This window comes from Nitrosomonas sp. TNE100 (genome assembly GCF_055387135.1).
The window spans coordinates 530,327-555,580 of the sequence record NZ_AP040997.1 but is presented as its reverse complement, the minus strand read 5'-3'; the positions used below and the strand labels follow the sequence as shown (position 1 = coordinate 555,580).

The window sequence follows — 25,254 nt, the reverse complement described above, 5'->3', positions numbered from 1 at the left end:
AATCAGTGCCTGGTTGTATTATCCACAGGCTGATCAGGCTGTGATACAGCCGCTTCCTGCTGCTTCTGCTGATAAATTGCCTCGAAATTAACCGGATTGAGAATCACAGGCGGGAATCCAGCTCGCGTTACTGTATCCGAGATCGTTTCACGCAGATAGGGAAACAGAATATTTGGACACAGAACACCCAATACTGGCTCAATCTCATTCCCGGGAACATTACGTATCCGGAAAATACCAGCCTGATGAGCCTCTACCAGAAACATAACCTTATCCTTTTCCTTCAGGCGCGCCGTGACAGTCGCCGTCACAATTACCTCGTGGATCTCCCCTTCTATGACATTATCACTGGTAGCCAGCTGAAGATTGATCTCGGGAGATTCCCGTTCCAGAAAAACCTGAGGAGCATGGGGAATTTCCAGTGATAAATCCTTGACATACACTTTTTCAATAACAAAAACGGGCTGCTGCTGTGGTTCAGTCATGGTTGATTCCGGTTAAATACATTTATCAAAATAAATAAGTCAGCTTCCAATAACAATCAGATACCGGCAGACATTCAGCCAGCCAGCAGACTGGCCAGCTCACCCTGTCGATCCAGCATTGACAAATCGTCATACCCTCCAACATGGGTCTGTCCAATATAGATCTGCGGAACCGTTCGTCGTCCGGAACGCCGCATCATCTCGGTTCGTTGCCCTGGTTGCAGATCCACTCTGATCTTCTCAATCTCCTCCACGCCTCTTGCACGCAACAATTTTTCTGCCATGGTGCAATAGGGGCAAAATCCGGATACATACATCACCACCTTAGGCATTTTGTCTCTTTCCGCGCCGTTATCATCCATCACTTTTTCACCAATGGAAGATTCTCACGCTGCCAAGTTTCAATGCCACCAGATAGATTAAAAACCTGTTTAAAACCATTTTTACGCAAAACGGAACCAGCTCGCCCCGGTCGCAGCCCTGGCGTAAAGATGATAACAACAGGTTTATCCTTGAATCTTTCCAGCTCCTGCCAACGTTCTTCTATCTGCTCCACCGGAATATGGGCAGCATTGGGCGGATGACCACCGACATACTCACCTTCATCTCTGACATCCAGCACCAGAGCATCTTCATAATTAATCAACCGGATCGCCTGCTTTGTACCAATATCACGCACGGAGTTACGTGCAACCACCGGCCATAGCAGCATGCCACCACTCAGCATTGCCGCCACGATAAAAAACATATTGTCTACCAGAAAAGTTGATTCCATAGATGTATCCAGAATGTATCCGAAACCGCTAAAAATCGTTATTTTAACAAAGTACTCGCGAAACTCCATTCAGTTTTAGATAAATAGAATAATTCCAGGCAACCCGGCGATTTCCTGCAGGATAGGTTACGATAACGTTTTTTCTCACAGACTCTCGTTCATGCCAGTCAACATTCCACCGCTACTACCTGAACAGCTGCTGCCGATCCAGGGCATATCATTGGGGACGGCAGAAGCAGGCATCAAGCGATCCGGCCGAAAAGACCTGCTGGTCATCAAGCTTGCCGAAAACACACAAGTTGCCGGTGTTTTCACTAAAAACCGGTTCTGTGCCGCACCTGTTACGGTAGCCAAATCACATCTTGCAGCCCTTTTACCGACTCGCGCACTGGTGATCAATACTGGCAATGCCAATGCCGGCACCGGCCAATCCGGTATTGATCACGCATACGCCACCTGCGCCGCGCTGGCCGGGCTCATTGGCTGCCAGGTACAGCAGATCTTGCCATTTTCCACCGGCGTCATCATGGAGCCACTGCCGGTAGAAAAAATTACTGCCTGCCTGCCCCAGGCAGTGGCAAACCTGGTACTGGACAACTGGTTTGCTGCTGCTCAGGCAATCATGACGACCGACATTGTGCCCAAGGGCGTTTCCCGCCAGATTCAATTGGGCGGAACGACCGTCACCATCACCGGCATCACCAAAGGTTCGGGCATGATCCATCCGAACATGGCCACCATGCTTAGTTATATCGCTACGGATGCAGCTATTACGCAACCCTTGCTGAACGATTTGGTACACCACACGGCCAATCAATCCTTCAACTGCATTACCGTAGATGGCGACACATCCACTAACGACGCATTGATCCTAATGGCCACCGGACAGGCGAAGCACAACCTGATTACTACATCAACCGACCCGGGATTTATCACGCTGCAGGCGGCCATTACCGAAGTGGCCATTCTGCTTGCCCAGATGATTGTGCGCGATGGCGAAGGTGCAACCAAATTCATCACCGTGCAAGTAGAAGGTGGCAGGACAGCGGAAGAATGCAGCAAGGTCGCCTATGCCATCGCACATTCCCCGCTGATCAAAACGGCCTGCTTCGCATCCGATCCCAATCTGGGACGAATTCTGGCTGCCATCGGTTATGCCGGCATTGAGGATCTGGATGTCAATCTTGTTCAGCTTTATCTGGAAAATACCCTGGTCGCCGAACACGGTGGCCGTGCTGCCAGCTACCGTGAAAAAGAAGGGCAACGTATCATGCAGGCACCAGAAATTACTATTCAGGTAAAACTCAATCGGGGAAATGCAGCCACCACAATATGGACCTGTGATCTTTCCTATGATTACGTAAAAATCAATGCCGATTACCGCAGCTGATATGAATGATTCCGAACTGTTTTTCCAACGCTTAGACCAACTGTTAACGCGCATTGAGGACATCCTCCCTACCCGGATACAGCACGCTGATCTTGATGCACACATCGCCTTTCGCTGGCGTAAACATGGCAATACCGGTTTTTTGCAGGCGATAAGCCACCCGCATACGATTACGCTGAATGAACTGCTGAATATCGAAGAGCAGAAGCAGGCACTTGATCGCAATACCCAGCAGTTTGTCTCCGGATTCCCAGCTAATAATGTATTACTGACTGGCGCACGCGGCACCGGCAAATCTTCATTGATAAAAGCATTATTGAACCACTATGCAGATCGAGGCTTACGTATGATTGAAGTAGATAAACAAGGGCTCACCGATCTATCCGACATTGTTGAATTCATCGATCAGCGTCCGGAGCGCTTCATTCTGTATTGTGACGATTTGTCATTCGAAGCGGATGAGCCGGGTTACAAAGCACTGAAAGTCATTCTCGATGGCTCCATTTCCACCGCATCCGACAATGTACTGGTTTACGCCACCTCTAATCGCCGCCATCTGATTCCGGAATTCATGCATGAAAATCTGGCAACCCGGCATGTGGAGGGCGAAATCCATCCGGGAGAAGCCACCGAGGAAAAGATTTCACTATCAGAACGCTTTGGTCTGTGGCTGTCTTTTTATCCATTCGATCAGGAGCAATATCTGGAAATTGTTCAGCACTGGCTCTCACAACATGGTATCAGCAGATTATCCGGCCCGGCCCGGCAGGAAGCGCTTCGCTGGGCGCTGGCACGAGGTTCTCGCAATGGACGGGTTGCTCGCCAATTCGCCCGTGATTGGGCAGGTCAGCAAAAATTGGCAAAGGCAGAATAGGGCAAAAATAATATGCCCGACTTACCGTTGGTTGAAGTCGTCGTTGCCATTCTTATTCGTCCAGATAGCAGTTTCCTGCTCACTTGCCGGCCAACTGGCAAGCCTTATTCTGGCTACTGGGAGTTTCCCGGGGGGAAAATAGAAACAGGAGAATCTCCTGTTCAGGCACTGGCACGCGAACTGAATGAAGAACTGGGTATTACCCCCGACCAAGCCACGCCATGGCTGACACGGCTATTCAGTTACCCGCATGCCATGGTACAACTCAGATTTTATCGGGTAACCAGTTGGCAGGGTGAACCCGCTCCTCGTGAACAGCAGCAGCTCGCCTGGCAAACCGCCGACAATGTCACTGTTTCTCCTTTGCTTCCGGCCAATATCCCCATTCTGCGCAGCCTGATGTTACCCTCGATCTATGCCATTACCTGTGCAGCTGAAATGGGTGTGGAAGCATCATTGTTATCCATCCGACAAGCTTTTCAGAGTGGCATAAAACTTCTGCAAATCCGTGAAAAAGCTATGCCGCCCGATCAACTGGAATGCTATGTTCAGACTGTATTGCAACTTGCCCGGAATAATCATCAGGTGACAGTACTGCTCAACGGGAATATCGCACTGGCGCAAACAGTGCAGGCTGATGGCATTCATCTGACTTCAACTCAATTGCTATCACTGACTGCCCGGCCAACTGTTAACTGGTGCGGTGCTTCCTGCCACAACGCAGAAGAACTCAAGCGCGCTGAGCAGCTGGGCGTTGATTTTGTCACGCTGAGTCCCGTATACCCCACGCTCAGCCATCCGGGAGCTCCCTCACTGGGATGGGATAAGTTTTCTGTCCTCCTCCGGGATTACCCGCTGCCGGTTTATGCGTTAGGAGGATTACAGCCGACCGATCTGGCAATTGCCCAGGAACATGGCGCGCACGGCATTGCCATGATGCGCGGTATCTGATTTCTTCTGTCGGTGTTAACAAACTACACCAGATAAGTATCCACCCCGCTCAACAGCAAATCGTACTGAACTTCGACAATTTCCTTGATAACCTGTGCAGGAATACCTGTCACTACATTGTTTTCGACCGCCAGCCAACCTACTGCATCATTCGGCCCCAGGCTGACCACGTAACCGAGATCACGATGCAGATACGGCTCAAGCACCTTGAGCATACCGGAGTGGCGCAACATATTACGGGCAGCCAGTTTCCCTTTACGCACTGCTGACTGAGCAGTCATCGTATTCGATCCCACTGATTGATAAACCGAACAATCGCCCGCTGCAAATATATGTTCCAGTGGCTTGCCAGCTGCCATCACCTGGCCGAACAAGTTGGTTTTGATCAGATTACCCGGTCTGTTGCCGGTGAATGCCAGCGAAAGAATGGAAGGCAATACAAAATGTCGCCCGCTGGTTTTATCTTCCAGCAGAAGTTTATCCGTACGCTGCTCCAGAAAGTGGGCCGCTGGATAAAACTCGATATCCAGCTCCAGCATGCGTTTTTCCACATACCAGGAAAATCCTTTTGGAAACTGTTGTAATACTCGCTCCTTATCATCCACCAGCCGTAGACCGTGATTAATCCGGTGGCGATACAGATAATCGGCCAGCTCAAACAGAAATTGGATACCGGTTGCTCCCCCGCCAATTACGGATATATACGATCTTTCACTATTTTTCGTTTCCAGAAAGCTGTTCAGCAGATCAGCGCCGGAAACAGTAAAAAAATCCTCCAGGCCAAATACATTTTTTGTAGTGTGACTATCCATATCACTCCGGCATGCCATCCTTGCACCCGATGCTACCAGTAGATAATCAAATGGAACCTGGATATCACCTGCCTGCAAGTAATGATCTTGCTGCCACTGACACAACATCGATTCATCCAGCGACAATGTACTGCGAATATGGCGACAACCAAAGCGCTGCTCCAAAGCCGTATACGGAACCAGCAAATCAGATAATGGATAGCGGAAAGTTTCATGCAAATGGGTGATTTTGAGATGATTGATTCCAGGATCAATCAGCGTGATTTCTGCGTCAGGGTTGTAGCGCCGTAACGTAGTCATCGCAGCAATCCCTGCGTACCCCCCGCCCGCAATCACAACCTGTAATCGTCTGTTTTTTGGTATATATAATGGCAGAAGCGCCATTCATGCCTCCCTTCCCAAATTTAACGGAAACCAGCGTAGCACGGATACATCCCCCGGTCACGCCTCGCGTATAATCACCCGCTCAACCGATTGCCTCCTTCACAATTACCCTGCCGGAACATTTATGCATATTCACATTCTTGGAATCTGCGGTACCTTCATGGGCGGACTGGCGGTACTGGCACGCGCTGCTGGTCATACCGTCACCGGCTGCGATGCCAACGTCTACCCGCCAATGAGCACACAGTTATGCAATCAAAATATCGAATTGATCGAAGGCTACAGCACCGATCAGATTAAGCTGGCGCCTGATTTATTCGTAGTTGGCAACGTCGTCACACGCGGCAACCCGTTAATGGAGGCCATTCTCGATGCACATCTACCCTACACATCCGGCCCGCAATGGCTGGCACAGCATCTGCTGCATAATCGTTGGGTGCTTGCCGTTGCCGGCACGCATGGCAAAACCACCACCAGTTCAATGCTTGCCTGGATTCTGGAATACGCCGGACTTGCCCCCGGTTTCCTCATCGGCGGCGTCCCGGAGAATTTTGGCCTGTCTGCCCGTCTGGGGCATATCGACGGAGAACAAACTCTCTCTCCTTTCTTTGTCATCGAAGCGGATGAATACGACACCGCCTTCTTCGACAAGCGCTCCAAATTTGTGCACTATCAGCCCAAAACTGCGGTACTCAATAACCTTGAATTTGATCACGCGGATATTTTCCCGGATCTGGCCGCGATCGAGCGTCAGTTCCATCACCTTGTCCGCATCGTTCCGCGCAATGGATTGATTATTGTCAACGGCTGTGATGAAACCCTGCAGCGCGTGTTGCATCAAGGATGCTGGACGCCTGTAGAAAAATTCGGGGTGGATGAAGGCTGGCAAATCACCACGGAACACGATCAAAGCCAGTCAATCCGTTTCCAGGGTAAACCGCAGGGAATATTGCACTGGGAGTTACTGGGAGAACATAACCGCATGAATGCACTGGCAGCGCTGGCTGCAGCGCGTCACGCCGGCGTACCGGCACCACTTGGCATTGAAGCCTTATCCCACTTTAAAAATGTGAAACGCCGCATGGAGCTGCGCGGGATTATTCATGATATTCACATCTATGATGATTTTGCGCATCACCCCACCGCTATTCAAACAACCTTGGCAGGGCTGCGCGACAAGATTGGTTCGGCACGCATCCTCGCTGTGCTGGAGCCACGCTCCAATACCATGAAACTTGGTGTCTGGCAGGACAGCCTCGCTGCCAGTCTGAATCAGGCCGATCAGGTATTCTGCTATGCCCATCAGATGGGCTGGGACGTAGCTTCAGCCCTCACTTCCCTCAGCAATAAAGCTGACATTCACCATGATCTGTCTGCCATGATCAGCGCCATTACTACTGCGGCACAACCAGGTGATCATATCTTGATCATGAGTAACGGCAGCTTTAATGGCCTGTACGATAAACTGCTTGATGCCTTGCGCAACCAGATTAACCTGTCCTCCTGACACTCATAAAAAAACCCCGCCAAAACTTAGGCGGGGTATAAAGGCTTCGTCACAAAATCTGTTGCTTGGGCTCCTATTTTGCTCGAAGCGAGAAGAGAGAAATACTCGTCACTACTGAGAAAACAAACTACGATTGAAACAATTTCTAACTAATTTCTATATCAAAAAACGCTTACCCTGCCTTAAAACCCGATTCCGAGATAACCACCCACGGTAAATCCGCTGACATCCACTCCGTCAATCTTGCCAGCCAGATGGTATCTGGCATCTGCACCGACATACATCGATTTCCAGATGTTGTAATCAGCGCCTACGCCGAACATGACGCCCGGTTCCAGCACGGTGATGGATTCGGAAGGCGGGCTGATCACATGAATTGCCAGACCAGCCGGAATAATCCATGGCCTGAATTTACTGCCTTCCATAAACTTGATTTTTGGAGCAGCAGTCAACGTAAACTGGCTGACTGTTACATTATTTGGATTCAACGGTGCATCAGGAGCAAGTAGAGTCGGGCTATTAGCTAACACGTTTCCCTTCACTTTGTTGCTGTACTGTTTATATTCAAACATCAGCTCAGCGAATACACTGGTCCCCGGCATAATTCCCCAAGCATCATTGGTCAGACTGAAATCAAACCCGGCACCCACATACCAGGCATCCTTGCCTGCTCGATCCTGCATCCCGATAGGAGCTACAGCACTCTGGATGGAAACACCATTGCGAAGATGGTCACTATGCGCAAAGCCACCCCGGAAAAACAGCATGTGCTTATGGGCAGCATGTTCAATTTCATGCTCCTTGTGTTCTCTTTTTTCTTCCGAAGCTACTGCCCGCAATTTTTGATCAACTTTTTGCTCATGTATCACGGTATCGGACTTAACCTTATCCAGCTCGCCCCGGATAGATTGCAATTGCTGTTCAAGCAACCTGATCTGCTCTTCCAAAACCTGTGTTGATGCACCTTCGGCAAATGTCTGTGGCGCACCCAGCAGCATTGAAGCACCGAATACACCGATCACAGTATTTAATACAGCACGCTTTCCGAATGGATTATGACTCACCCTGTTCTCCTTTCTTGTTTTATGTATATGCAAATGTTGCACGACAAATGCTAAATAACTATCGGGAGAAATACTTTGATCTATATCAAGGCAGCGCTGTTTTCTTGCTATTTACGCCCGGACTGAACTGAAATACTGCTCTTCTGATTATTATTGAATAAGAACTATCCGGGCCAAATAATTCATACCAGCCTAATGGTCACCTCCTTCGCAACGAGCGCAACATAGCAGGTTACCCGTAAAACCAGTATCCATGCGGTTTTCGGCAATGCGGCTCATGAAGGATTCGTGCGAAGTTCCCTAATTAATGATAGATACTAGATAATTGCAGACATGATGCTCTTAATCTGCATCAAGAAAACACCATTTGCTATTATTTACCTGAAGATATTGTTTCAGCCATGATTCGCACGCTCTTTTCCGATACCCCCTTTCCACCACTGGAACAGGCACTGATCGAACCTAATGGTTTACTGGCCGCTGGCGGAGATCTGTCGCCAGAACGCCTGATTTCTGCCTATCGGCAAGGGATTTTTCCCTGGTTCAATCAGGAGGAAGTCATACTCTGGTGGAGTCCGAACCCAAGAATGGTACTGTTTCCGCAAGAATTGAAAATTTCTCGTTCACTGCACAAGACGTTGAAGAAAAATCATTATCAGATCCGGACAGACAGCGCCTTCACGCAAGTCATGCAAGCCTGTGCAGCACCGCGCGAAAAACAAACCGGCACCTGGATACATCCCGAAATGATTGCAGCCTATACTGCACTCCATCAGCGCGGGATAGCGCATTCGGTCGAAACCTGGGTGGATGGAGAATTGGTCGGCGGGCTATACGGTGTAGCCATTGGCAAAGCATTCTTTGGCGAATCAATGTTTTCCCGGGTACCCGATGCCTCCAAAATTGCACTGGTTTATCTGGTCAGGCAACTGGAGCGTCAGGGCTATGGCCTGATCGACTGCCAGATGAAAACAGCTCACTTGATGTCAATGGGTGCGCGAGAGATTCCAAGACTCCAATTCTCTAAATTACTGGGTAAGCTGACCGACCAGCCTGAACAAAATAGAAAATGGCATTTTAATTTCACCTATCCGCAATAGTCCGCAACAACCGAAATAGCAATCATGGATTTCCAGCTCACCAAAAACTATCCGTGCAGTTACTTACCAGGGCGGCTCGCACGCTCCCGGGTCGTATTGACCGGCAATGCATCGGATGCTGATACCTACACACAACTGATCCGACAGGGATATCGTCGCAGCGGCAATTTCATCTATCGCCCGGATTGCGAGCTATGTCATGCTTGCATCCCGGCGCGTATCCCGGCAGAACTGTTCCACCCTAACCGTATCCAGCGCAGAATATGGAAACGACATCAGCATTTACAAGCCACCCGGCATCCCCTTCATTTTGATCCTGCACACTTTGATCTCTACCAGCGCTACCAGAAATTACGTCACCCCGGCGGAGGCATGGATCTTGATAATCAAAATGGGCATGAACAGTATTGCAATTTTCTCCTGCAAAGTATGGTCGACTCCTTTCTGGTAACATTCCACGAGAATCAACAACTGCGCATGGTTAGCATCATTGACCAGCTACCGGACGGGCTTTCTTCGGTGTATACCTTTTTTGATCCGGATGTCACCGGAACGAGCTATGGCACCTTTAATATCCTGTGGCAAATCGCACAATGCCATCATGGCCAGCTACCTTACCTTTATCTGGGTTACTGGATCGAAAATAACCGAAAAATGCGCTATAAAGCCAATTTCCAACCACTACAACTGTTAATTGACAACCAATGGCAATGTCAGGAAACCTGCACAACCATCTGAATGACATACACTCTACTACGTCCGCTGCTGTTTCTGCTTGATGCCGAAACTGCCCACACCCTTACCCTGGATACGCTCGGATTACTGCAGAAAACCGGGCTGTTACCTAATCGCACTATCTACTGCACACCGGTTCGCGCTATGGGGCTGGATTTTCCTAACCCGGTCGGGCTGGCTGCCGGTCTCGACAAAAACGGCGCGTACATCAGCGCACTGGCCCGGCTGGGATTTGGCTCTGTTGAAGTAGGAACTGTTACCCCGCGCCCGCAACCTGGCAATCCCCGCCCACGGCTGTTTCGCATCCCGCAGACTGAAGCAATCATCAACCGGATGGGATTTAACAACGTTGGCATAGATAAACTGATAGAAAATGTCCGGCAGGCGGATTATCAAGGCATATTAGGCATCAATATCGGTAAAAATGCTGATACGCCCCTGCAAAACGCGATAGATGACTATCTGATCTGTTTACGCAAGGCGTACCCGTATGCCAGTTATATCACCGTCAACATCTCCTCACCTAATACGAAACAACTCAGGCAGCTGCAAAATGAAACCGAACTGGAACAACTGTTGGGCGCACTCAAGACGGAACAAACCCGACTCAGCGATCAACATGGCCACTACACCCCGCTGGCCATCAAAATCGCACCTGATCTGGAATCTGCTCAAATCGAAGCAATCGCCTCGCTGCTACTGAAACACCGTATGGATGCCGTAATTGCAACCAATACCACCATCGCACGTGACGGCCTTGAGCACTTTCCGCATGGTGATGAACAAGGCGGATTAAGCGGCACGCCATTAACGGAGCGCAGTACTGCCGTCATCCACCAGCTTGCCATGCATCTCCAGCAGGCCATTCCCATCATCGGGGCGGGTGGCATCATGTCACCCCTGGATGCACAAGCCAAAATAGAAGCCGGCGCCAGCCTGGTGCAGGTTTATTCCGGATTAATTTACCGTGGTCCGGCTCTGATTCCAGAAATCACCTCACTACTTTGCTCTCGTTCAACCCATGCTGGATAAAAGTAAATTGATTGAGCAGATTGATGCCGTGCTGCCGCAAACCCAATGCGGCCAGTGCAAATTTGATGGTTGCCGTCCTTATGCTGTAGCGATTGCTGAGGGGCGCGCAGATATTGATCAATGTCCGCCTGGTGGCGACGCCGGCACTGCAGCTATTGCCGCCATCCTTAACATTGCTCCCAAGCCACTCAATACGGCTTATGGCCACCCCAAACCACCAGCAGTCGCCGTCATTGATGAAGCACAGTGTATCGGCTGTACCTTCTGTTTGCGCGCTTGTCCGGTAGACGCCATCATCGGCGCGGCCAAATGCATGCATACCGTCCTGACCGAGTTATGCACCGGCTGTGAACGTTGTATCGCACCCTGCCCGGTGGACTGCATCAGTATGGTGCCTGTGCCTAAGCCCGCCACACCTGAAATCCAGCAACAAATGGCTGACAGCGCGCGTAAGAGGTATCATCTCAGGCAACTCAGATTGGCACGCAACCAACAGGAATCCCGGAAACCGAAACAGAACAAACCCGGAGCAGATACCAGCTTCGTTACACAACAAGCAACCGATATGAAGAAAGCAGCCATCCAGGCAGCAATGGAACGTGCGCGCGCAGCACTTGCACGTTCCAACATTCCGGCTAAAGAATGAACGCCACCAAACGCCGAGAGATATTCACCAGATTCAGGCAGGCCAACCCCCATCCGACCACAGAACTTGAATACAGCACACCGTTTCAGTTACTGGTAGCTGTCATCCTCTCGGCACAAGCCACTGATAAAAGCGTCAACCTGGCTACACGCAAACTGTTCCCGATGGCCGATACACCAGAGAAGATACTGCGACTGGGAGAAATCGGCCTCAGTCCATTCATTCAACACATCGGTCTGTACCGTACCAAAACCAAAAATATCCTCGCCACCTGCCAGTTACTGATCGAGCAACATCACAGTGAAGTCCCACGCACCCGCACGGAACTGGAGAAACTGCCGGGAGTTGGCCGAAAAACCGCCAATGTGATTCTGAATACCGCCTTTGGCGAACCCACCATTGCAGTCGATACCCACATCTTCCGCGTAGCCAACCGCACCGGGATTGCTCCAGGTAAAAATGTTGTGGAAGTAGAACGCAAACTGCTCAAGGTTGTCCCGGAAGAATTTCGGCAAGATGCCCACCACTGGTTAATTCTGCACGGACGCTATATCTGCAAAGCCAGGAAACCTTTATGTCAGCAATGCCTGATTATAGATTTATGCGAATTCAAAGAGAAAAACCTGGAAAAAGCCACACCCTCACCCAATTTATAAATCGCCCTCAATAACGAGAGCGCGCCAACGTACTCTGCGAATATGGCTCATGTACGGTGTAAAATTTTTCGACAGAACTTGTTGGATTGCTTCACGCCTGCGGTGTTCACAAAGCCAATTGCTTTTACAGATGTTTACAAGTGATGAAAATTTATTTTGCGAGATGGCCGACGTTTCATTGCCCAGCTCCAGCCGAGGTGAAGATGAAAGAAGTTCTGCTGACCACACCAGGTTGGAATGGATGGGTGGTTTTGTTGTAGCGCGACAAGATTTTGTTGACGTATTTTACAGTTTCTGAATAAGGCGGAATGCCGCGATATTTCTCGACCGCCCCTTCCCCGGCATTGTATGCCGCGGCAACCAGCGCCACATCTCCCTTGAAGAAAGCGAGCAGCCATCTCAGATAAGCCATGCCGCCCTTGATATTGTCTTCTGCATCAAAAGCATCCTTGACCTGAAACCTCTCCGCTGTTTCCGGGATCAGTTGCATCAATCCCTGAGCATTCCTGGCTGAAACTGCCTGCACATTAAAACCGGATTCAACTGAAATAACCGCCAGTACAAGATCAGGATCTATCTCGTATTGCGGTGCCAGTTTCTCCACAAGTGCAGACACGGACTGGTTAACGTAATATTTGTTTGGCATTGCCTTGGCGCGAGCATAAATATTTTTGTTCAAGCAATCCGGTAACTGTGCCTTTGGATTGGCTGGCACAGGCATGAACCGCAGCATTTTCTGTGCATAGGCATGCCCCCGGGCGGCGGCCATTTCAAACAGACTGGCAGCAATGCTATCATTACGCTCAACACCACGCCCATTGGCATACATCCATCCCAGTGCATATTGCCCCTCCGCCGAACCCAGTCTGGCTGCCTGACAATACAATTCCACCGCTTTTTCTCTATCTTGTTGCACACCCTCGCCATGTTCATACTGACGAGCCTGCAATATCAATATTTCGGCATTATTTGCAACATTACCGGGTATTCTCCGGGGAACAGGTTCACTGCTGTAAGTGACAGCAGCATGCAGAGCTAAAAAACTCAACACAACCCACCGCCATTTTTGGAAGATGTGCATATTTCTCTTCTGCTTGGATAGTTAAGGAGCCTCTGCACGAATCCTCCATGAGCCGCGCTGCTGGTAAAACTGCGATGATCGTAAGGTGTATACCGCGAACCCATTCTACGAAGCCAAGGTGCACAACGCGATGAGCACACGGTTTTTCGGGTAGCCTGCTTGTTCCGCTCGTTGCGAAGGGAATGATCTATGCGCGCCTTGCGGCCCATCCCACAAAACCACGTGCGTGACCATGTCGGATTCGTCCAGAAGTTCCTTAAGGTTTTGTTTTATTCTTAAGTATCAAGCAACAATCATGCCAAAAATGGAGAACATCCTGAACCTGGGGATAACCATTTGCCAGCAAATGAAAATTTTCAAGTCATCTTCTGACAAAATAGCGACAGGAAAACAGCCTTGCAGACAGTGTAAAAAATTTCGACAGGTATGTGTTCAATGGAAAAATCAATTTTGGCCTCCACTCCTTTCACTTCGCCAGCGACAAAAACAATCCTCCAGATATCCTCATTGAATCCCCTTACTCATTTTCAGGCTGCACGCGGCGCACACGCACTTTACCGATATTATGTCGGTTAACTGAAACAATTTCGAAAATCAGACCATCAACCGTAATCTGCTCCCCCTCACTTGGAATATAGCCTAACTGCCAGAGCAGATACCCCCCGAGCGTGGAATAGCGTTCAGCCTCATCAACCAGATCGTATTCCAATAAATTGGATACCTTGCGGATACTGATCCATCCATCCATCAGCCACGAACCATCCGCCTGTTGTTCCGCCACCATTTTTTCTTCATCTGCGTCCAGAAATTCACCAGCGATTGCTTCCAGAATATCTGCCGGCGTCACAATTCCCTCGACTGATCCATATTCTTCAACAATCACTGCTAGCTGTAATGATTGATTGCGGAGCTGCTCCATCAGTTTGATCACGGGCACACGCTCATGCACCACAATCGGATGGCGTAACGACTTTTCCAGGTTGATCTTTCCTTCTTCCAGCATATCGCGCAGCAGATCCTTGGCGAATGCAGCGCCAACAAACTCATCCACACTACTGCGTGACAATAGAAAACGCGAATGGCCACTGTCGATGATTTTCAATCTGATCATTTCAGTGCTATCTTCCAAATCCAGCCAATCAATATCAGTGCGTGGCGTCATAATTGACATGGCAGGGCGCTCAGCCAGCGTCAACACGCCTTCAATCATCTCCTTTTCCTCCCGGGCGAACAGATCATTTTTGGCAACCTGCTGCGCGATCACTTCTGCAGTCTCACCCAACCCAACTTCGCCACCTCTCCCGCCAAGCAGTCGTAATACGGCTGCTGCGGTACGCTCTCGCAAGTCTCCAGTAGTGACGAACTTTTCCTTGTTATGCTTGGCAATCTGGTTAAACACCTCAATCAGAATCGAGAAACTGATTGCCGCATAGAGATACCCTTTGGGAACATGGTAATCAAAGCCTTCAATTACAAGCGAAAAGCCGATCATCATCAAAAAACCCAGGCATAAAATCACAACAGTGGGATGTTTCGAGACGAATGCCATCAACGGTCCGGAAGATGCCATCATGACAGCCACCGCAATGATGACGGCAATCATCATCACCGCAAGATGCTCCACCATCCCCACCGCTGTAATCATGCTGTCCAGCGAAAAAACCGCATCCAGCACAATAATCTGAACGATGACCTGCCAGAATACAGCGTGCACAATCTTGCCTTCTTTCTGCCCGGAATGTCCTTCCAGCCGCTCATGCAACTCCATCGTCCCCTTGAAAAGCAGGAATATGCCACCGAACAGAAGGATGATATTTCGCCAGGACAGCCCAATATCAAAAACTGTCAATAACGGCGTAGTCAGCGTAATGACCCAGGAAATGGATGCAAGCAGGATGAGGCGCATGACAAGCGCCAGAGATAAGCCAACAATACGTGCCTTCTCACGCTGATCCGGCGGCAGTTTATCCGCCAGGATTGCAATGAAAACGAGATTATCAATCCCCAGCACAATTTCCAAAAAAATCAGTGTTGCCAAACCTGCCCACGCAGCAGGATCGACTACCCATTCAAAAAACACTTTTACTGATATCCGAAATAAATTGAGAAACTGTAATCAAGAATTTGAAATACCCGGATCCGGGTAAAAAGAAGTTGTACAGCGGACAGAAGCAAGCAACCAATATAGCACAAGTTTTTTTCAGCTAATCAAATACTGAAAACAGAAATCACGCTCTGTCATGTGCCGAGAGAGGGAACAAAGACAACTTTATCCATTCTATCAATGCTCACCCTCTTGCGGAGAAACAACGAGGGCTTGACCTGACAAACAAGTGTGTCGAAAATTTTTATACTCTTTAATCACCCTCATACTCAATGCAAAGGTACAAGAGCGATCGTAAAAGCATACGCCAGGTTCACGGTGTCAAGGCGGCCAATCATCAACTGAGGCATCCTAGGAACCGCCTATAACAGCGAGAAACTGCGCAAAATTACCTCAATCTTTTTATCTTCCTTCGCCAGTTCGCGCAAGGTATGAAGCATGCGCGTCAGACTGCAGCCAAAGGTCATTTTACAGCTCCCGTTCAAGCTGCTTAAGGCGTGTGTCCATAGGACGCAGTGTTGCATAGCGATCCCATACAATGAAACCAATCAGACCAAATATGTCGGCAATTCTCACCAGCATCAGCTGCTGGATAAAATCCAGCCGCCGGTCTATGGCTTCAAAACGCTGATCCATTTTCTCCCGCATCGCTATAAAACGTAAATCTATTTTTCTTCCAGCGCTTTTTGCCCTGCCCTAAGCTCCGCCAATGATTCAACGATTTCACGATCAGTAATACGCGGCGTAATCTCCACCGCAAAAGCGGATACTGCCTGCAAGCTAATGAGGAACAACAAAATTCTGATCATTTCAGCCAAATTTATCCTTATGCAAACTCAAAACTGTTCCATCTATGTATGTCTATATACAATCAAATTCAAGAAAAATAAATATAGCAGAACCAGCAACTTGCTCCTTCCGTTCTTTTTATTAAGGAAGGTAAGCTCCACATAATTCGCATAGCCTACGAGATCACGGCAATCCAGGCCTTCGCACCCCCACTGCCGAATTGCTTCATGCCCACAGCATTCACGAGAACGAGTTTTGTTGCTCCTGCTTCGAATACTCTGGCGCAGCCGCCTTGCAACAACCATCACCCCAGCCCAACCGTCTCTCTAAAGAGACAAATAATATTCAATAAAAACAATTGATTATGACTGCTCACAATCTTCATAACAGATTACAGCGACAATTCTCTTCATCAAAAAACAGAAAAATTTATAACTATCTGATTAACAACCATTATTACAAATGGCATGGATTATGCTTTTATTGAAAGCATATTGCAGGTAGTAAATGATTTATCTGCTCCAGTTTATCAAACAACCATTCTTTGAATTACATTTGTTTAATTCAGGAAATGACTTATGAGGAGTATGTTCTATGCAGATCGCGAACCAATCCACGCCGGCAGTTACGGCAAAGAATATCCAGCTAGCAAATCTCGCATTTAATATTCATCACCCCGACTCACCTTCATTCAACTACAGCAGAACACAGCCCCTCCCCCCTCAACAATACCGAATACCAGCCAGCCCGAGTAACTACCCCGATCACACTGAACCGGATTGCCTCCTGCAACACAACGGTTACAGCATTCACCTGGTCAGCTCTCTCAAACAACGCATTAAAGCCACTACACTGATCAAACAGATGTATGCCTTGCGCGGCTACAATACAGAAAGTGCATCTGTTTTTTCACACAAGCCCAATGAATTTACATTTTTAGCAACAATCGGCGATATTGTAGCCGGAACACTTACACTAAAAATTGATTCAGAAGAAGGTCTACTTGCTGATGAACTCTACCAGTCTGAAATAGACTACTTCCGAGAGAAAGGGAGGAGAGTTTGTGAGCTATCGAAGCTGGTACTGGATCCTCAGCATGGTTCAAAGGAAATGATCGCCGTGCTCTTCCAGTTTGCTTATATTTATGCACGCAATCTTTATCAGGTAACAGACTTTTTTTGCGAAGTTAATCCACGCCATGCCACCCCCCAGCGCCGCATGTTTGGATTTCAACTAATTGGAGAAGAAAAAATCTGTCCGCGCGTCAACGCACCCGCAGTCCTGTTGCACTTAGAACACAAATTCATAAAAAACCAGATCAATTCACAGGCCGGAACATGCGATACAAATACAACCAGTCGTTCCTTGTACCCGCATTGCATCCCCTTTCCTTGGATAAATCAAAAATCAACAAGTAATCTACAGACAGTTCAACCCCTTCAGCTAATCTCACATTAGTAACATTTTTCCAGATGTTTTAGATTTTTCAAGAAATCAAATAACGACTAATATTTAAATCATAGAAAACAAATTAAAATCATGCAGAAACATTCGACTTTAGGTAAATAGATTTAAACTTATCAATATGCAGCAGCCATTTATTTATAACGAGGCCTTTTCCCGCAACATCGGTTGGCTGACAAGAGAAGAACAAAATCGATTACAACAAAAAAGAGTCGCTATCGCCGGGCTGGGGGGGGTTGGCGGACTTCATCTATTGACACTCTGTCGGTTGGGAATAGGTAAATTCCATTTGGCCGAATTTGACACTTTTGATCTGGCCAACTTCAACAGACAAATTGGTGCCAACATTGAAACCATAGGATTGAGCAAACTTGATGTCATGATCAGGGAAGCTCTTAAAATTAATCCCGACCTGGAAATTTCCAGATTTCCCGATGGTATAAATGAAGGCAATTCCGAGGCATTTCTGGCTGATGTTGATATTTACATTGATGGCCTGGATTTTTTTGCCTTCAACGCTCGCCAACATATATTTGCATCCTGTGCCGCCAAAAATATCCCCGCAGTAACCGCTGCTCCTTTGGGCATGGGCACAGCAGTACTCAACTTCATGCCAAGAGGCATGACCTTTGAGGATTATTTTGGCTTAAAAAATAGCTTAGAAGAAGAAAAGGGGTTACGTTTTTTTATAGGGCTCGCACCCGCACGCCTGCAAATGAGCTATCTAGTTGATCCGACTACAATTGATCTGGTTAACCGCAAAGGACCGTCCACCATCATGGCCTGCCAGCTTTGTGCAGGAGCAGCCGCAACCGAGGCTCTAAAAATTCTGCTTGGTCGCGGGCCAATCAGAGTAGCACCCAAGGGATATCACTTTGATGCCTATCTAAACAAACTAGCATTCACATGGCGTCCCTGGGGAAATAGGAATCCACTGAGTCGATTAGCCATTTCCCTGGCTCATCGCAAACTTAAACATGCATAGCAAGACAAACAAAGTAACCCAACAACAACTTGATTACATCCTGCAAAGCGCCATTCTGGCGCCTTCAGCAGATAACCAGCACCAAGCTCGCTTCAAGATAACCGGAAACAGTATCCATATTTATCACACCAGAACTGAATTTCCGTCCGAAGGAGGATATAAATGGGTATTGGCATTATTATCTTTGGGAGCTATAACAGAAAATATTGTACTCGCCGCCAGTCATTTCAATTTCCATGCTGAAGCGATGTCATTTCCCGAACCAAGCAACCCTCACTTGATCCTGCAAATCACCCTACATGCAGATCAGACTGAAGAAGACTCCCTTCGAGAAATGATTCCCCTGCGTCACACCAACCGCAGATTACACTTTCTCGGCCCTGGTATGACTGATATCGAACGAGAGGTATTACATCAGACAATACAAAAATATTCAGATTGCAAATTACACTGGCTGGATACTCCTGCACTACGCAAACAAACTGCTTACCTGATGCGCATTGCTGAAACCGAACGTTTTCGCAACCCGCTTTTGCATGAAGAGCTGTTCTCCGCCATTCGCTTTGATATTGGCTGGCACACTACCTGCACCGAAGGGTTACCACCCGGTGCATTAGGTATTGAACCATTATCGCGAGGCTTCTTCAGCCTGTTGCGCCATTGGCCAATCGCACAACTGGCCAACTCTTTCGGAATGCACCACGTATTGGGTTTTCGCTCCAGCTATTTACCCTGTCGGCTTGCTCCCCATTTAGGTGCATTAAGTGTAAAAAAAATCGACACTCAATCGATACTACAAGCCGGGCGCTCATTTCAAAGACTGTGGCTTACCCTGACCAAACAAGGGCGTGTGCTGCAACCCATGCCTGCTTCTGCAATCTATGCACTGCCACAAGCAATAAACGAAGGTATTCCAGCAACCCTGCAACAAAAACTTTTGGCCGGCTGGAAAACAATATTTCCTGAAAACATACCAGTTATTCTCTTTAGAATGGGAAATGCCAGTCATTTACCAATAATTACCAGCCGACCAGAGATTACGTCACTAGTTGAACACAGCTAACACCCCTCGACTCAATATCCACTACTTTTGGCTAGCCTTTGTCGATTTTTTTTACATTTTTTCTGAATAACAAAAAAGAACCAAATCTCTATTTATTTTTAAGAAAATTTATGTTTATAAACATATCGTTAAGCATGAATCAAAAAATTGGCATATCTTATGCTTATATAAAAGTAAGCGTTTGAACAAAAATGCGCGATATTTGCCTCTTGATCTATGTATTAAAACTTAAAGGTGACTTATGAACAAAAAATTAATCCCGGCTATTCTTGGCGGTTTAGGTATTTTAGGAATTTCCAGCCAGGCATTGGCATACCAAGTATTTACAGTGAGCCCAAGCTATATTACAGGAAATTCTGCACATAATGATTTTCAGGCCGACTCGCTTGCAGGAACGGCATCAGGACAAATTATTCTAAATGCTTCTACTAACACTGCTGCTGAATCTGGCTATATTGATTTTTCGAATTTTGCACTTGCAGGCTCTACCGTGGGAGCAGGTATTTCCCGTATCACTGTAGATTACGGGATTTATCTTACATTTGATTTAACAACCAGTTTGAGTTCCGGTAGTTTCGGTACTACCGGAAGTACGTATACCTTAGATACCCTTACATTCACCATGTACGCCGATCCAAATTTAGATACTGCGTTTACACAGGCAACTTTAACAAACCCAGCATCTGTTGGTGGTACGATAGCTGATGATTTCATACTTGCGACAGGTTCACTAATAACAGGCGAGTCAGCTATTATTCAAGGAGGGGTAGCTTTAAATTCCTACACTGATTTTTTGACATCTCCCGCAGGGCAATCCTTTTTTTCTCAGCCCAATCCTTTTTATGACTTGATGTTCAATGCATTTAACAATACAGGTGATGCAGTAGCTTTTAACTATGACACAGCAACAGGTTGCTTAACAGGTGAATGTATCGTGGCTGTTAAAAGTGGTGTAGGTACATTTGATTTTCAAGGGAGCGTAGTACCAGAACCGGCAACGCTTGCTTTGCTTGGAATCGGCTTACTCGGCTTTGGCACTTCACGTCTTCGTAAAAAAGCCTAATCAATACTAGTCTACTAATCAACTAACAAAGCCCCACATACGGCTAGCCGGTGCGGGGCTTTTTAGTTTTACATTCAACACCTCCTTTCTCCCTAATATAATTTTCTGCTGGATCATATAACCCAAGCTACGTGTTACTAAAACGTATATTTCTCCCAGTATTTGTCTTTTACCTGTATTCCAATCCTAGTAAACTGCTAGTCAAAATCTGATACAGGAGCAAGAAACATGAGAATTTCGGTTATTCCAACGTTACTGCGAGAAATACTTGGAAAACATGAATTTAATCGCGAGCCTGAACCAGATTTGGTCATGCAGGATAAAAACCAGGTAGCGGCTTTTGCAGAAGCCGGGCGTATTGACGGTATTATGTCTGCCACTTACCTGTTCAATACCACCCGTATTTCTCAAATTATACAGGACTGTAATAAGGTACTCGATCTTGGCTGTGGCCCCGCAACACAACTGGCACAAATTGCCCAAATTAATCCACAGATTGAATTTATTGGCGTAGATATGTCAGAAAATATGTTAAAAAATGCCAAGGCCTATTGTGATCAGCTGGGAGTGAACAATATCTCTTTTGTCAGAGATGATATTTCGACACTCAATACAATTCCTGACAACTCGGTCGATGCTGTTATCAGCACACTGGCATTACATCACCTGCCCAGCGAACGTTTACTAAAAAATTGTTTTAGACAAATCAGGCGGGTATTGAGAACAGAAGGAGCTTTATTCCTGATGGATTTATCACGACTCAAATCACTCTATTCAGTCCTTTATTTTGCTTATCTGAATAAAAAGTACCAACCCGCTATTTTTACACTGGATTATGAACGATCACTGCGTGCCGCTTTTTCTTCCGAGGAATTCAAACAGCTTGCTGCAGAAATATTTCCTGAAAAAAAGGTACAAATTCTTTCTACTGCTTTGATCCCCATTCTAACGATCATAAAAACTGAAGACAAAACTTTGCCACAAACAACTTTGGAAAAAATCCGAAAACTCTCAGAAAATCTGCCCAAACGGTATCACAATGATCTACATGACATTAGATTTCTCTTTAAATTAAGCGGATTAAAGAACGATCCATTTTCTTCTCGATAAGCTGGGAAACAGGCCAACCCTGATCCACAACCTAACAGTGTACACTGAAAAAAGCTGATACTCTCCCGTTCAAACGTGTATATATCCAGATACGAATCTGGTTGCTGCGCCCAGTTGACACACTCACCAAATCCACTCGAATAAAAACGCACAAATCCAAGTATTTCTATAATACGATTTTTGCACACCAACATTACATTAACCTCTCGAATCCTTACGAAGTATCTTCACATTTTTTAATCGATGCTGATCCTCAGCCAGCAATCGCTCAAGCCATATTTCAATACAGCAATGCTACCAAACGTGAGTCCTCAGCCCGGGACTGATCCAATATTTATTCATTAAATCACTACTTGTACGCTGCTCAGAAGAGATCTTGTAGGCTCATTGTGCTGAAAATTCAATATTTCTAAAATAAAGCCGTTAATTGCCATGATTCCGGATTTTAGTAATTAGATCTGGATTTATTTGTACAGCACTTTTCAAGCAATTACATACAAGAGGCACATTATGTTCACCCAAAAAACTACCAACTTGGGAACCGCCTTCAAGCAATATTTTGAAATTGTTCCCGCTTTCACTGAGGTATTAAAGCACGAAGCTTATTACATTCGTCATTCAGTTTATTGCGAAGAGCTGAAATATGAGGCATTACGCCAAGATCAGCTGGAATCAGATGAATATGATACTCATGCATTACATTTACTGATCCGTAATACTCGACAGGAAAAATTTATCGGGTGTGTCCGTATCATTATTCCACCAACTGATAGCTCTGATTGGCTTTTACCGTTTGAGAAAGCCTGCGCAAATACCCTGAATCGCTCCATTATTAATCCAGTAAAATTGCCCAGAAAACAAATTGCTGAAGTTTCCCGCCTTGCAGTTATTTCTTCATTTCGCCGTAGAAAAGGTGAAGCCAGCAATCCCGTCTGCCTCACTGAAAACGATTTTGATTCTAATCAGACGTCACGCTTTCCCTATATTCCACTGGGGCTTTATTATGGTGCAGTTGAATTAGCACGCTTATACGGCGTTAAGTTACTTTTCATTCTTACAGAAGAACGTCTAGCCAATCATTTTAATAAACTGGGTTTTGAAATCCAATTTATTGGGGCGCCGACCGAACACAACGGTTTGCGCTTCCCATCAATGTTTAGTATTGATAAAACTCTTCAAAACATACGTCCAGCTATCTACCCACTTTACCAAACTATTGCACAGGATATTCGAGTTGGAATGGGAAAAATAAACCAGCAGCCAGAAAACTCTGTTCATATCAATATCCATACTCCGAATCACACATCAACCTGATACGAAAAAGCTATAACGTAGCTCTATTCCATTCTCTTTATTTGCAATCCCCTCTACCACTCATCCTTCAGCATTAATCTTCCTGCACCAGGCGATCTCCCGCCCGGCTGCAGGAATCCTGTCCGGATTCAGATATTTTCCCGTAATTTCTGTAACAAAATAGTCACCAGGCTGTCACTAGCCTGTCACTCGCTATCAGGATAATTCCGACGACTGTATCAATACATCCTCACGATTCTTGAAACAGTCTACAAGAATAATTTTAATTACTATTCTCAGTCATGGTGATCGACGTATATTTCTATACTTTAATAAGAGGATAAAAATCAAACAAATGATGGCGAAAATTACAAGTATCAGGTCATTTGCATTGCTCATATTTCTTGTATTACCCACCTTGTCTGTTCCGCTTCCGGTCTGTGCAGAAAAACTTATCCTCTACATGGATACCGTCACCAAACAGCTTTATGCAGAGCCGGGTGAAAACAGGATCAAGCTGGGCGTATTCCAGCAGGTGGAAGAAACAGTATCCAAATCCCCAGCCGAAGAAAAGTCCAGACCGGATGAATCACCCACCAGACATGCTGAAACCAGATCCGCACAAGATAGCGAACAGCGTGTAGAAACGCAGTCTAAACAAACAAACGAACAAATTAAACATGCATCGAGAACCCCTGTACCCTCTGCAGAAAAACCCAAGGAAGAAAAAAAATGGTACGAAAGAATCAGCATCAAGGGTTATACACAATTCCGCTACGGAAAAAGTCTGTGGGGAGACAATGATGGCGCATCCTACTGGCAGGACAAATCTGCCGGACCGGATAAATCATCCTTCTTGATCAAAAGAGCGCGCCTGGCTCTTTCCGGGGATATTACCGATTATCTCTATTTTTACTTACAGGCAGATCTTGCCAGTAGCGCCATCTTAAGGGATGCTTATGGTGACCTATTCTTCGATAAAGGCAAGGAATATCGGGTTAGGGTCGGACAATCAAAAATTCCGCTCGGCTTCGAAAGCCTACAATCCAGCTCAGAGCGTCTCGCACTTGACCGCACCGATGCAATGGACTGTTGTAATGAGCGAGACATCGGTGCATTCTTTATGTGGACGCCCACTCATGTACAAGAGCGGTTCAAAGCAGCGAAGAAACTGAAAGGCACGGGTGACTACGGTATGTTTTCCTTTGGTACTTTTGGTGGCCAGGGGCCCAACAATGTTGACCTGAATAACGGAGTGCACATCGTAGGCCGTCTCACCTATCCGTTCCAGTTTGGAAACGGCCAACTTATTGAAGTAGGCGCATCCGCTTACCACGGTCGCTATGTTCCGAAATATGATAAAACCAAGATTACGGGTGTACCTGAAAAAGGTATCAGAGATGAACGTGTCGGGGTGCACGCTATACTTTATCCGCAGCCCTTTGGCTTACAAGCTGAATGGAACTGGGGAAATGGTCCCAGCCTAAGTGACGATAAGAAAACGATTGCCAACCATTCCCTCAACGGCGGCTATGTTCAGGCAATGTATAAATACGATGGATTTCGTTGGGGAACCTTACTTCCATTCGTCAAATGGCAACGCTATAACGGTGCACTGAGACTCCAGGATAATACCCCTCAGGATCGTGTAAGAGACTGGGAATTCGGGGTAGAATGGCAGATTTCACCGGCAGTTGAACTTACAACGGTCTATCATATGATGAACCGCACTGATCTAAAACATGACAAGCAATTCAAGTCTGATGTCGTGAGATTCCAGGTACAGTGGAACTATTTCTAATTTCTAAATAGATGGCCAAAGCGGGAGTTGCAGCAACATGCACTCTTGCCCCGTTTATTGTAGTAATCTTAAGAAGGAATAATTGATACC

At 46.8% G+C, this 25,254-nt stretch carries 25 protein-coding genes; 16 read left to right on the top strand and 9 right to left on the bottom strand.

From position 1 onward, the window contains the following. Window positions 1-2 precede the first annotated feature (2 nt). The 3 genes from secB to ACZ5EJ_RS02785 all read right to left on the bottom strand — a co-directional run bounded on the left by secB (window position 3) and on the right by ACZ5EJ_RS02785 (window position 1,260). Window positions 3-485, bottom strand: coding sequence for a protein-export chaperone SecB (secB, locus tag ACZ5EJ_RS02795; protein ID WP_011633771.1), 483 nt, complete (start codon window positions 483-485; stop codon window positions 3-5). Between the two features lie 74 nt (window positions 486-559). Further along, window positions 560-817, bottom strand: coding sequence for a glutaredoxin 3 (gene grxC, locus ACZ5EJ_RS02790; protein WP_041353688.1), 258 nt, complete (start codon window positions 815-817; stop codon window positions 560-562). 29 nt (window positions 818-846) lie between these two features. After that, window positions 847-1,260, bottom strand: coding sequence for a rhodanese-like domain-containing protein (locus ACZ5EJ_RS02785; protein WP_074455516.1), 414 nt, complete (start codon window positions 1,258-1,260; stop codon window positions 847-849). A 160-nt stretch (window positions 1,261-1,420) separates the two neighbouring features. Here ACZ5EJ_RS02785 and argJ point away from each other — a divergent pair, with 160 nt between their 5' ends. The 3 genes from argJ to ACZ5EJ_RS02770 are packed head-to-tail and all read left to right on the top strand — an operon-like array spanning window position 1,421 to window position 4,475. Continuing rightward, complete coding sequence (gene argJ / locus ACZ5EJ_RS02780; protein WP_074455491.1) at window positions 1,421-2,650, top strand: bifunctional glutamate N-acetyltransferase/amino-acid acetyltransferase ArgJ; 1,230 nt, start codon at window positions 1,421-1,423, stop codon at window positions 2,648-2,650. 1 nt (window position 2,651) lies between these two features. Continuing rightward, the gene (locus tag ACZ5EJ_RS02775) at window positions 2,652-3,524 is read left to right on the top strand and encodes an ATP-binding protein (protein WP_074455490.1); all 873 of its coding nucleotides are present in this window, start codon (window positions 2,652-2,654) and stop codon (window positions 3,522-3,524) included. 12 nt (window positions 3,525-3,536) lie between these two features. Then, window positions 3,537-4,475, top strand: a complete 939-nt coding sequence (locus ACZ5EJ_RS02770; protein WP_074455489.1) for a Nudix family hydrolase — start codon at window positions 3,537-3,539, stop codon at window positions 4,473-4,475. Between the two features lie 23 nt (window positions 4,476-4,498). Here the strand turns inward: ACZ5EJ_RS02770 and ACZ5EJ_RS02765 are convergent, their stop codons facing one another. Then, window positions 4,499-5,671, bottom strand: a complete 1,173-nt coding sequence (locus tag ACZ5EJ_RS02765; RefSeq protein WP_011633765.1) for an NAD(P)/FAD-dependent oxidoreductase — start codon at window positions 5,669-5,671, stop codon at window positions 4,499-4,501. Between the two features lie 124 nt (window positions 5,672-5,795). On the opposite strand from ACZ5EJ_RS02765, the gene mpl reads away from it, so the two are divergent. Then, entirely contained in the window at window positions 5,796-7,178 is a 1,383-nt protein-coding gene (mpl, locus tag ACZ5EJ_RS02760) for a UDP-N-acetylmuramate:L-alanyl-gamma-D-glutamyl-meso-diaminopimelate ligase (RefSeq protein WP_074455488.1), read from the top strand. A 182-nt stretch (window positions 7,179-7,360) separates the two neighbouring features. Here mpl and ACZ5EJ_RS02755 read toward each other — a convergent pair whose 3' ends face one another. Continuing rightward, complete coding sequence (locus ACZ5EJ_RS02755) at window positions 7,361-8,242, bottom strand: porin family protein (protein WP_011633763.1); 882 nt, start codon at window positions 8,240-8,242, stop codon at window positions 7,361-7,363. Between the two features lie 401 nt (window positions 8,243-8,643). On the opposite strand from ACZ5EJ_RS02755, the gene aat reads away from it, so the two are divergent. Genes aat through nth form a run of 5 tightly spaced genes read left to right on the top strand, consistent with a single transcriptional unit; the run spans window position 8,644 to window position 12,411 of the window. Then, window positions 8,644-9,342: a leucyl/phenylalanyl-tRNA--protein transferase gene (gene aat, locus ACZ5EJ_RS02750; RefSeq protein ID WP_074455487.1), complete on the top strand. Its 699-nt coding sequence runs from the start codon at window positions 8,644-8,646 to the stop codon at window positions 9,340-9,342. A gap of 24 nt (window positions 9,343-9,366) precedes the next feature. Then, on the top strand, window positions 9,367-10,080 hold the full coding sequence (locus ACZ5EJ_RS02745) for an arginyltransferase (protein WP_074455486.1): 714 nt from the start codon (window positions 9,367-9,369) through the stop codon (window positions 10,078-10,080). Next, the gene (locus ACZ5EJ_RS02740; RefSeq protein WP_074455485.1) at window positions 10,081-11,109 is read left to right on the top strand and encodes a quinone-dependent dihydroorotate dehydrogenase; all 1,029 of its coding nucleotides are present in this window, start codon (window positions 10,081-10,083) and stop codon (window positions 11,107-11,109) included. Then, window positions 11,099-11,755, top strand: a complete 657-nt coding sequence (locus ACZ5EJ_RS02735) for an RnfABCDGE type electron transport complex subunit B (RefSeq protein WP_074455484.1) — start codon at window positions 11,099-11,101, stop codon at window positions 11,753-11,755. The genes ACZ5EJ_RS02740 and ACZ5EJ_RS02735 overlap by 11 nt, the downstream gene beginning before the upstream one ends. Beyond that, entirely contained in the window at window positions 11,752-12,411 is a 660-nt protein-coding gene (gene nth, locus ACZ5EJ_RS02730) for an endonuclease III (RefSeq protein WP_074455483.1), read from the top strand. Before ACZ5EJ_RS02735 ends, nth begins: the two co-directional genes overlap by 4 nt. Before the next feature lie 175 nt (window positions 12,412-12,586). Here the strand turns inward: nth and ACZ5EJ_RS02725 are convergent, their stop codons facing one another. From ACZ5EJ_RS02725 to ACZ5EJ_RS02710, 4 genes are all read right to left on the bottom strand, one after another. Beyond that, complete coding sequence (locus ACZ5EJ_RS02725; protein WP_074455482.1) at window positions 12,587-13,492, bottom strand: transglycosylase SLT domain-containing protein; 906 nt, start codon at window positions 13,490-13,492, stop codon at window positions 12,587-12,589. Window positions 13,493-14,009: 517 nt separating this feature from the next. Next, complete coding sequence (locus ACZ5EJ_RS02720) at window positions 14,010-15,572, bottom strand: TerC family protein (protein ID WP_074455481.1); 1,563 nt, start codon at window positions 15,570-15,572, stop codon at window positions 14,010-14,012. Between the two features lie 492 nt (window positions 15,573-16,064). Beyond that, entirely contained in the window at window positions 16,065-16,232 is a 168-nt protein-coding gene (locus tag ACZ5EJ_RS02715; RefSeq protein ID WP_160803456.1) for a hypothetical protein, read from the bottom strand. Between the two features lie 29 nt (window positions 16,233-16,261). Beyond that, window positions 16,262-16,405 (bottom strand): hypothetical protein, encoded by a 144-nt coding sequence (locus ACZ5EJ_RS02710; RefSeq protein ID WP_011633752.1) that lies wholly within the window; start codon window positions 16,403-16,405, stop codon window positions 16,262-16,264. A 574-nt stretch (window positions 16,406-16,979) separates the two neighbouring features. On the opposite strand from ACZ5EJ_RS02710, the gene ACZ5EJ_RS02705 reads away from it, so the two are divergent. From ACZ5EJ_RS02705 to ACZ5EJ_RS02675, 7 genes are all read left to right on the top strand, one after another. Then, window positions 16,980-17,843: an N-acyl amino acid synthase FeeM domain-containing protein gene (locus tag ACZ5EJ_RS02705; protein ID WP_074455479.1), complete on the top strand. Its 864-nt coding sequence runs from the start codon at window positions 16,980-16,982 to the stop codon at window positions 17,841-17,843. Between the two features lie 127 nt (window positions 17,844-17,970). Further along, on the top strand, window positions 17,971-18,834 hold the full coding sequence (locus ACZ5EJ_RS02700; RefSeq protein ID WP_074455478.1) for a ThiF family adenylyltransferase: 864 nt from the start codon (window positions 17,971-17,973) through the stop codon (window positions 18,832-18,834). Continuing rightward, on the top strand, window positions 18,827-19,897 hold the full coding sequence (locus ACZ5EJ_RS02695) for a hypothetical protein (RefSeq protein ID WP_074455477.1): 1,071 nt from the start codon (window positions 18,827-18,829) through the stop codon (window positions 19,895-19,897). Before ACZ5EJ_RS02700 ends, ACZ5EJ_RS02695 begins: the two co-directional genes overlap by 8 nt. 241 nt (window positions 19,898-20,138) lie before the next feature. Continuing rightward, window positions 20,139-20,960: a flocculation-associated PEP-CTERM protein PepA gene (gene pepA, locus ACZ5EJ_RS02690; RefSeq protein ID WP_074455476.1), complete on the top strand. Its 822-nt coding sequence runs from the start codon at window positions 20,139-20,141 to the stop codon at window positions 20,958-20,960. Window positions 20,961-21,188: 228 nt separating this feature from the next. Further along, window positions 21,189-22,070 (top strand): class I SAM-dependent methyltransferase, encoded by an 882-nt coding sequence (locus tag ACZ5EJ_RS02685; RefSeq protein WP_074455475.1) that lies wholly within the window; start codon window positions 21,189-21,191, stop codon window positions 22,068-22,070. Window positions 22,071-22,580: 510 nt separating this feature from the next. Further along, complete coding sequence (locus ACZ5EJ_RS02680; RefSeq protein WP_074455474.1) at window positions 22,581-23,384, top strand: PEP-CTERM/exosortase system-associated acyltransferase; 804 nt, start codon at window positions 22,581-22,583, stop codon at window positions 23,382-23,384. 334 nt (window positions 23,385-23,718) lie between these two features. Beyond that, window positions 23,719-25,164 (top strand): porin, encoded by a 1,446-nt coding sequence (locus ACZ5EJ_RS02675; protein ID WP_074455473.1) that lies wholly within the window; start codon window positions 23,719-23,721, stop codon window positions 25,162-25,164. Window positions 25,165-25,254: the final 90 nt, after the last annotated feature.

Excerpts from the sequence above, each read along its gene's own strand:
- secB (WP_011633771.1), bottom strand. The coding sequence starts at position 485 with ATGACTGAACCACAGCAGCAGCCCGTTTTTGTTATTGAAAAAGTGTAT.
- grxC (WP_041353688.1), bottom strand. The coding sequence starts at position 817 with ATGCCTAAGGTGGTGATGTATGTATCCGGATTTTGCCCCTATTGCACC.
- ACZ5EJ_RS02785 (WP_074455516.1), bottom strand. The coding sequence starts at position 1,260 with ATGGAATCAACTTTTCTGGTAGACAATATGTTTTTTATCGTGGCGGCA.
- argJ (WP_074455491.1), top strand. The coding sequence starts at position 1,421 with ATGCCAGTCAACATTCCACCGCTACTACCTGAACAGCTGCTGCCGATC.
- ACZ5EJ_RS02775 (WP_074455490.1), top strand. The coding sequence starts at position 2,652 with ATGAATGATTCCGAACTGTTTTTCCAACGCTTAGACCAACTGTTAACG.
- ACZ5EJ_RS02770 (WP_074455489.1), top strand. The coding sequence starts at position 3,537 with ATGCCCGACTTACCGTTGGTTGAAGTCGTCGTTGCCATTCTTATTCGT.
- ACZ5EJ_RS02765 (WP_011633765.1), bottom strand. The coding sequence starts at position 5,671 with ATGGCGCTTCTGCCATTATATATACCAAAAAACAGACGATTACAGGTT.
- mpl (WP_074455488.1), top strand. The coding sequence starts at position 5,796 with ATGCATATTCACATTCTTGGAATCTGCGGTACCTTCATGGGCGGACTG.
- aat (WP_074455487.1), top strand. The coding sequence starts at position 8,644 with ATGATTCGCACGCTCTTTTCCGATACCCCCTTTCCACCACTGGAACAG.
- ACZ5EJ_RS02745 (WP_074455486.1), top strand. The coding sequence starts at position 9,367 with ATGGATTTCCAGCTCACCAAAAACTATCCGTGCAGTTACTTACCAGGG.
- ACZ5EJ_RS02740 (WP_074455485.1), top strand. The coding sequence starts at position 10,081 with ATGACATACACTCTACTACGTCCGCTGCTGTTTCTGCTTGATGCCGAA.
- ACZ5EJ_RS02735 (WP_074455484.1), top strand. The coding sequence starts at position 11,099 with ATGCTGGATAAAAGTAAATTGATTGAGCAGATTGATGCCGTGCTGCCG.
- nth (WP_074455483.1), top strand. The coding sequence starts at position 11,752 with ATGAACGCCACCAAACGCCGAGAGATATTCACCAGATTCAGGCAGGCC.
- ACZ5EJ_RS02725 (WP_074455482.1), bottom strand. The coding sequence starts at position 13,492 with ATGCACATCTTCCAAAAATGGCGGTGGGTTGTGTTGAGTTTTTTAGCT.
- ACZ5EJ_RS02715 (WP_160803456.1), bottom strand. The coding sequence starts at position 16,232 with ATGGATCAGCGTTTTGAAGCCATAGACCGGCGGCTGGATTTTATCCAG.
- ACZ5EJ_RS02710 (WP_011633752.1), bottom strand. The coding sequence starts at position 16,405 with ATGATCAGAATTTTGTTGTTCCTCATTAGCTTGCAGGCAGTATCCGCT.
- ACZ5EJ_RS02705 (WP_074455479.1), top strand. The coding sequence starts at position 16,980 with ATGCAGATCGCGAACCAATCCACGCCGGCAGTTACGGCAAAGAATATC.
- ACZ5EJ_RS02700 (WP_074455478.1), top strand. The coding sequence starts at position 17,971 with ATGCAGCAGCCATTTATTTATAACGAGGCCTTTTCCCGCAACATCGGT.
- ACZ5EJ_RS02695 (WP_074455477.1), top strand. The coding sequence starts at position 18,827 with ATGCATAGCAAGACAAACAAAGTAACCCAACAACAACTTGATTACATC.
- pepA (WP_074455476.1), top strand. The coding sequence starts at position 20,139 with ATGAACAAAAAATTAATCCCGGCTATTCTTGGCGGTTTAGGTATTTTA.
- ACZ5EJ_RS02685 (WP_074455475.1), top strand. The coding sequence starts at position 21,189 with ATGAGAATTTCGGTTATTCCAACGTTACTGCGAGAAATACTTGGAAAA.
- ACZ5EJ_RS02680 (WP_074455474.1), top strand. The coding sequence starts at position 22,581 with ATGTTCACCCAAAAAACTACCAACTTGGGAACCGCCTTCAAGCAATAT.
- ACZ5EJ_RS02675 (WP_074455473.1), top strand. The coding sequence starts at position 23,719 with ATGATGGCGAAAATTACAAGTATCAGGTCATTTGCATTGCTCATATTT.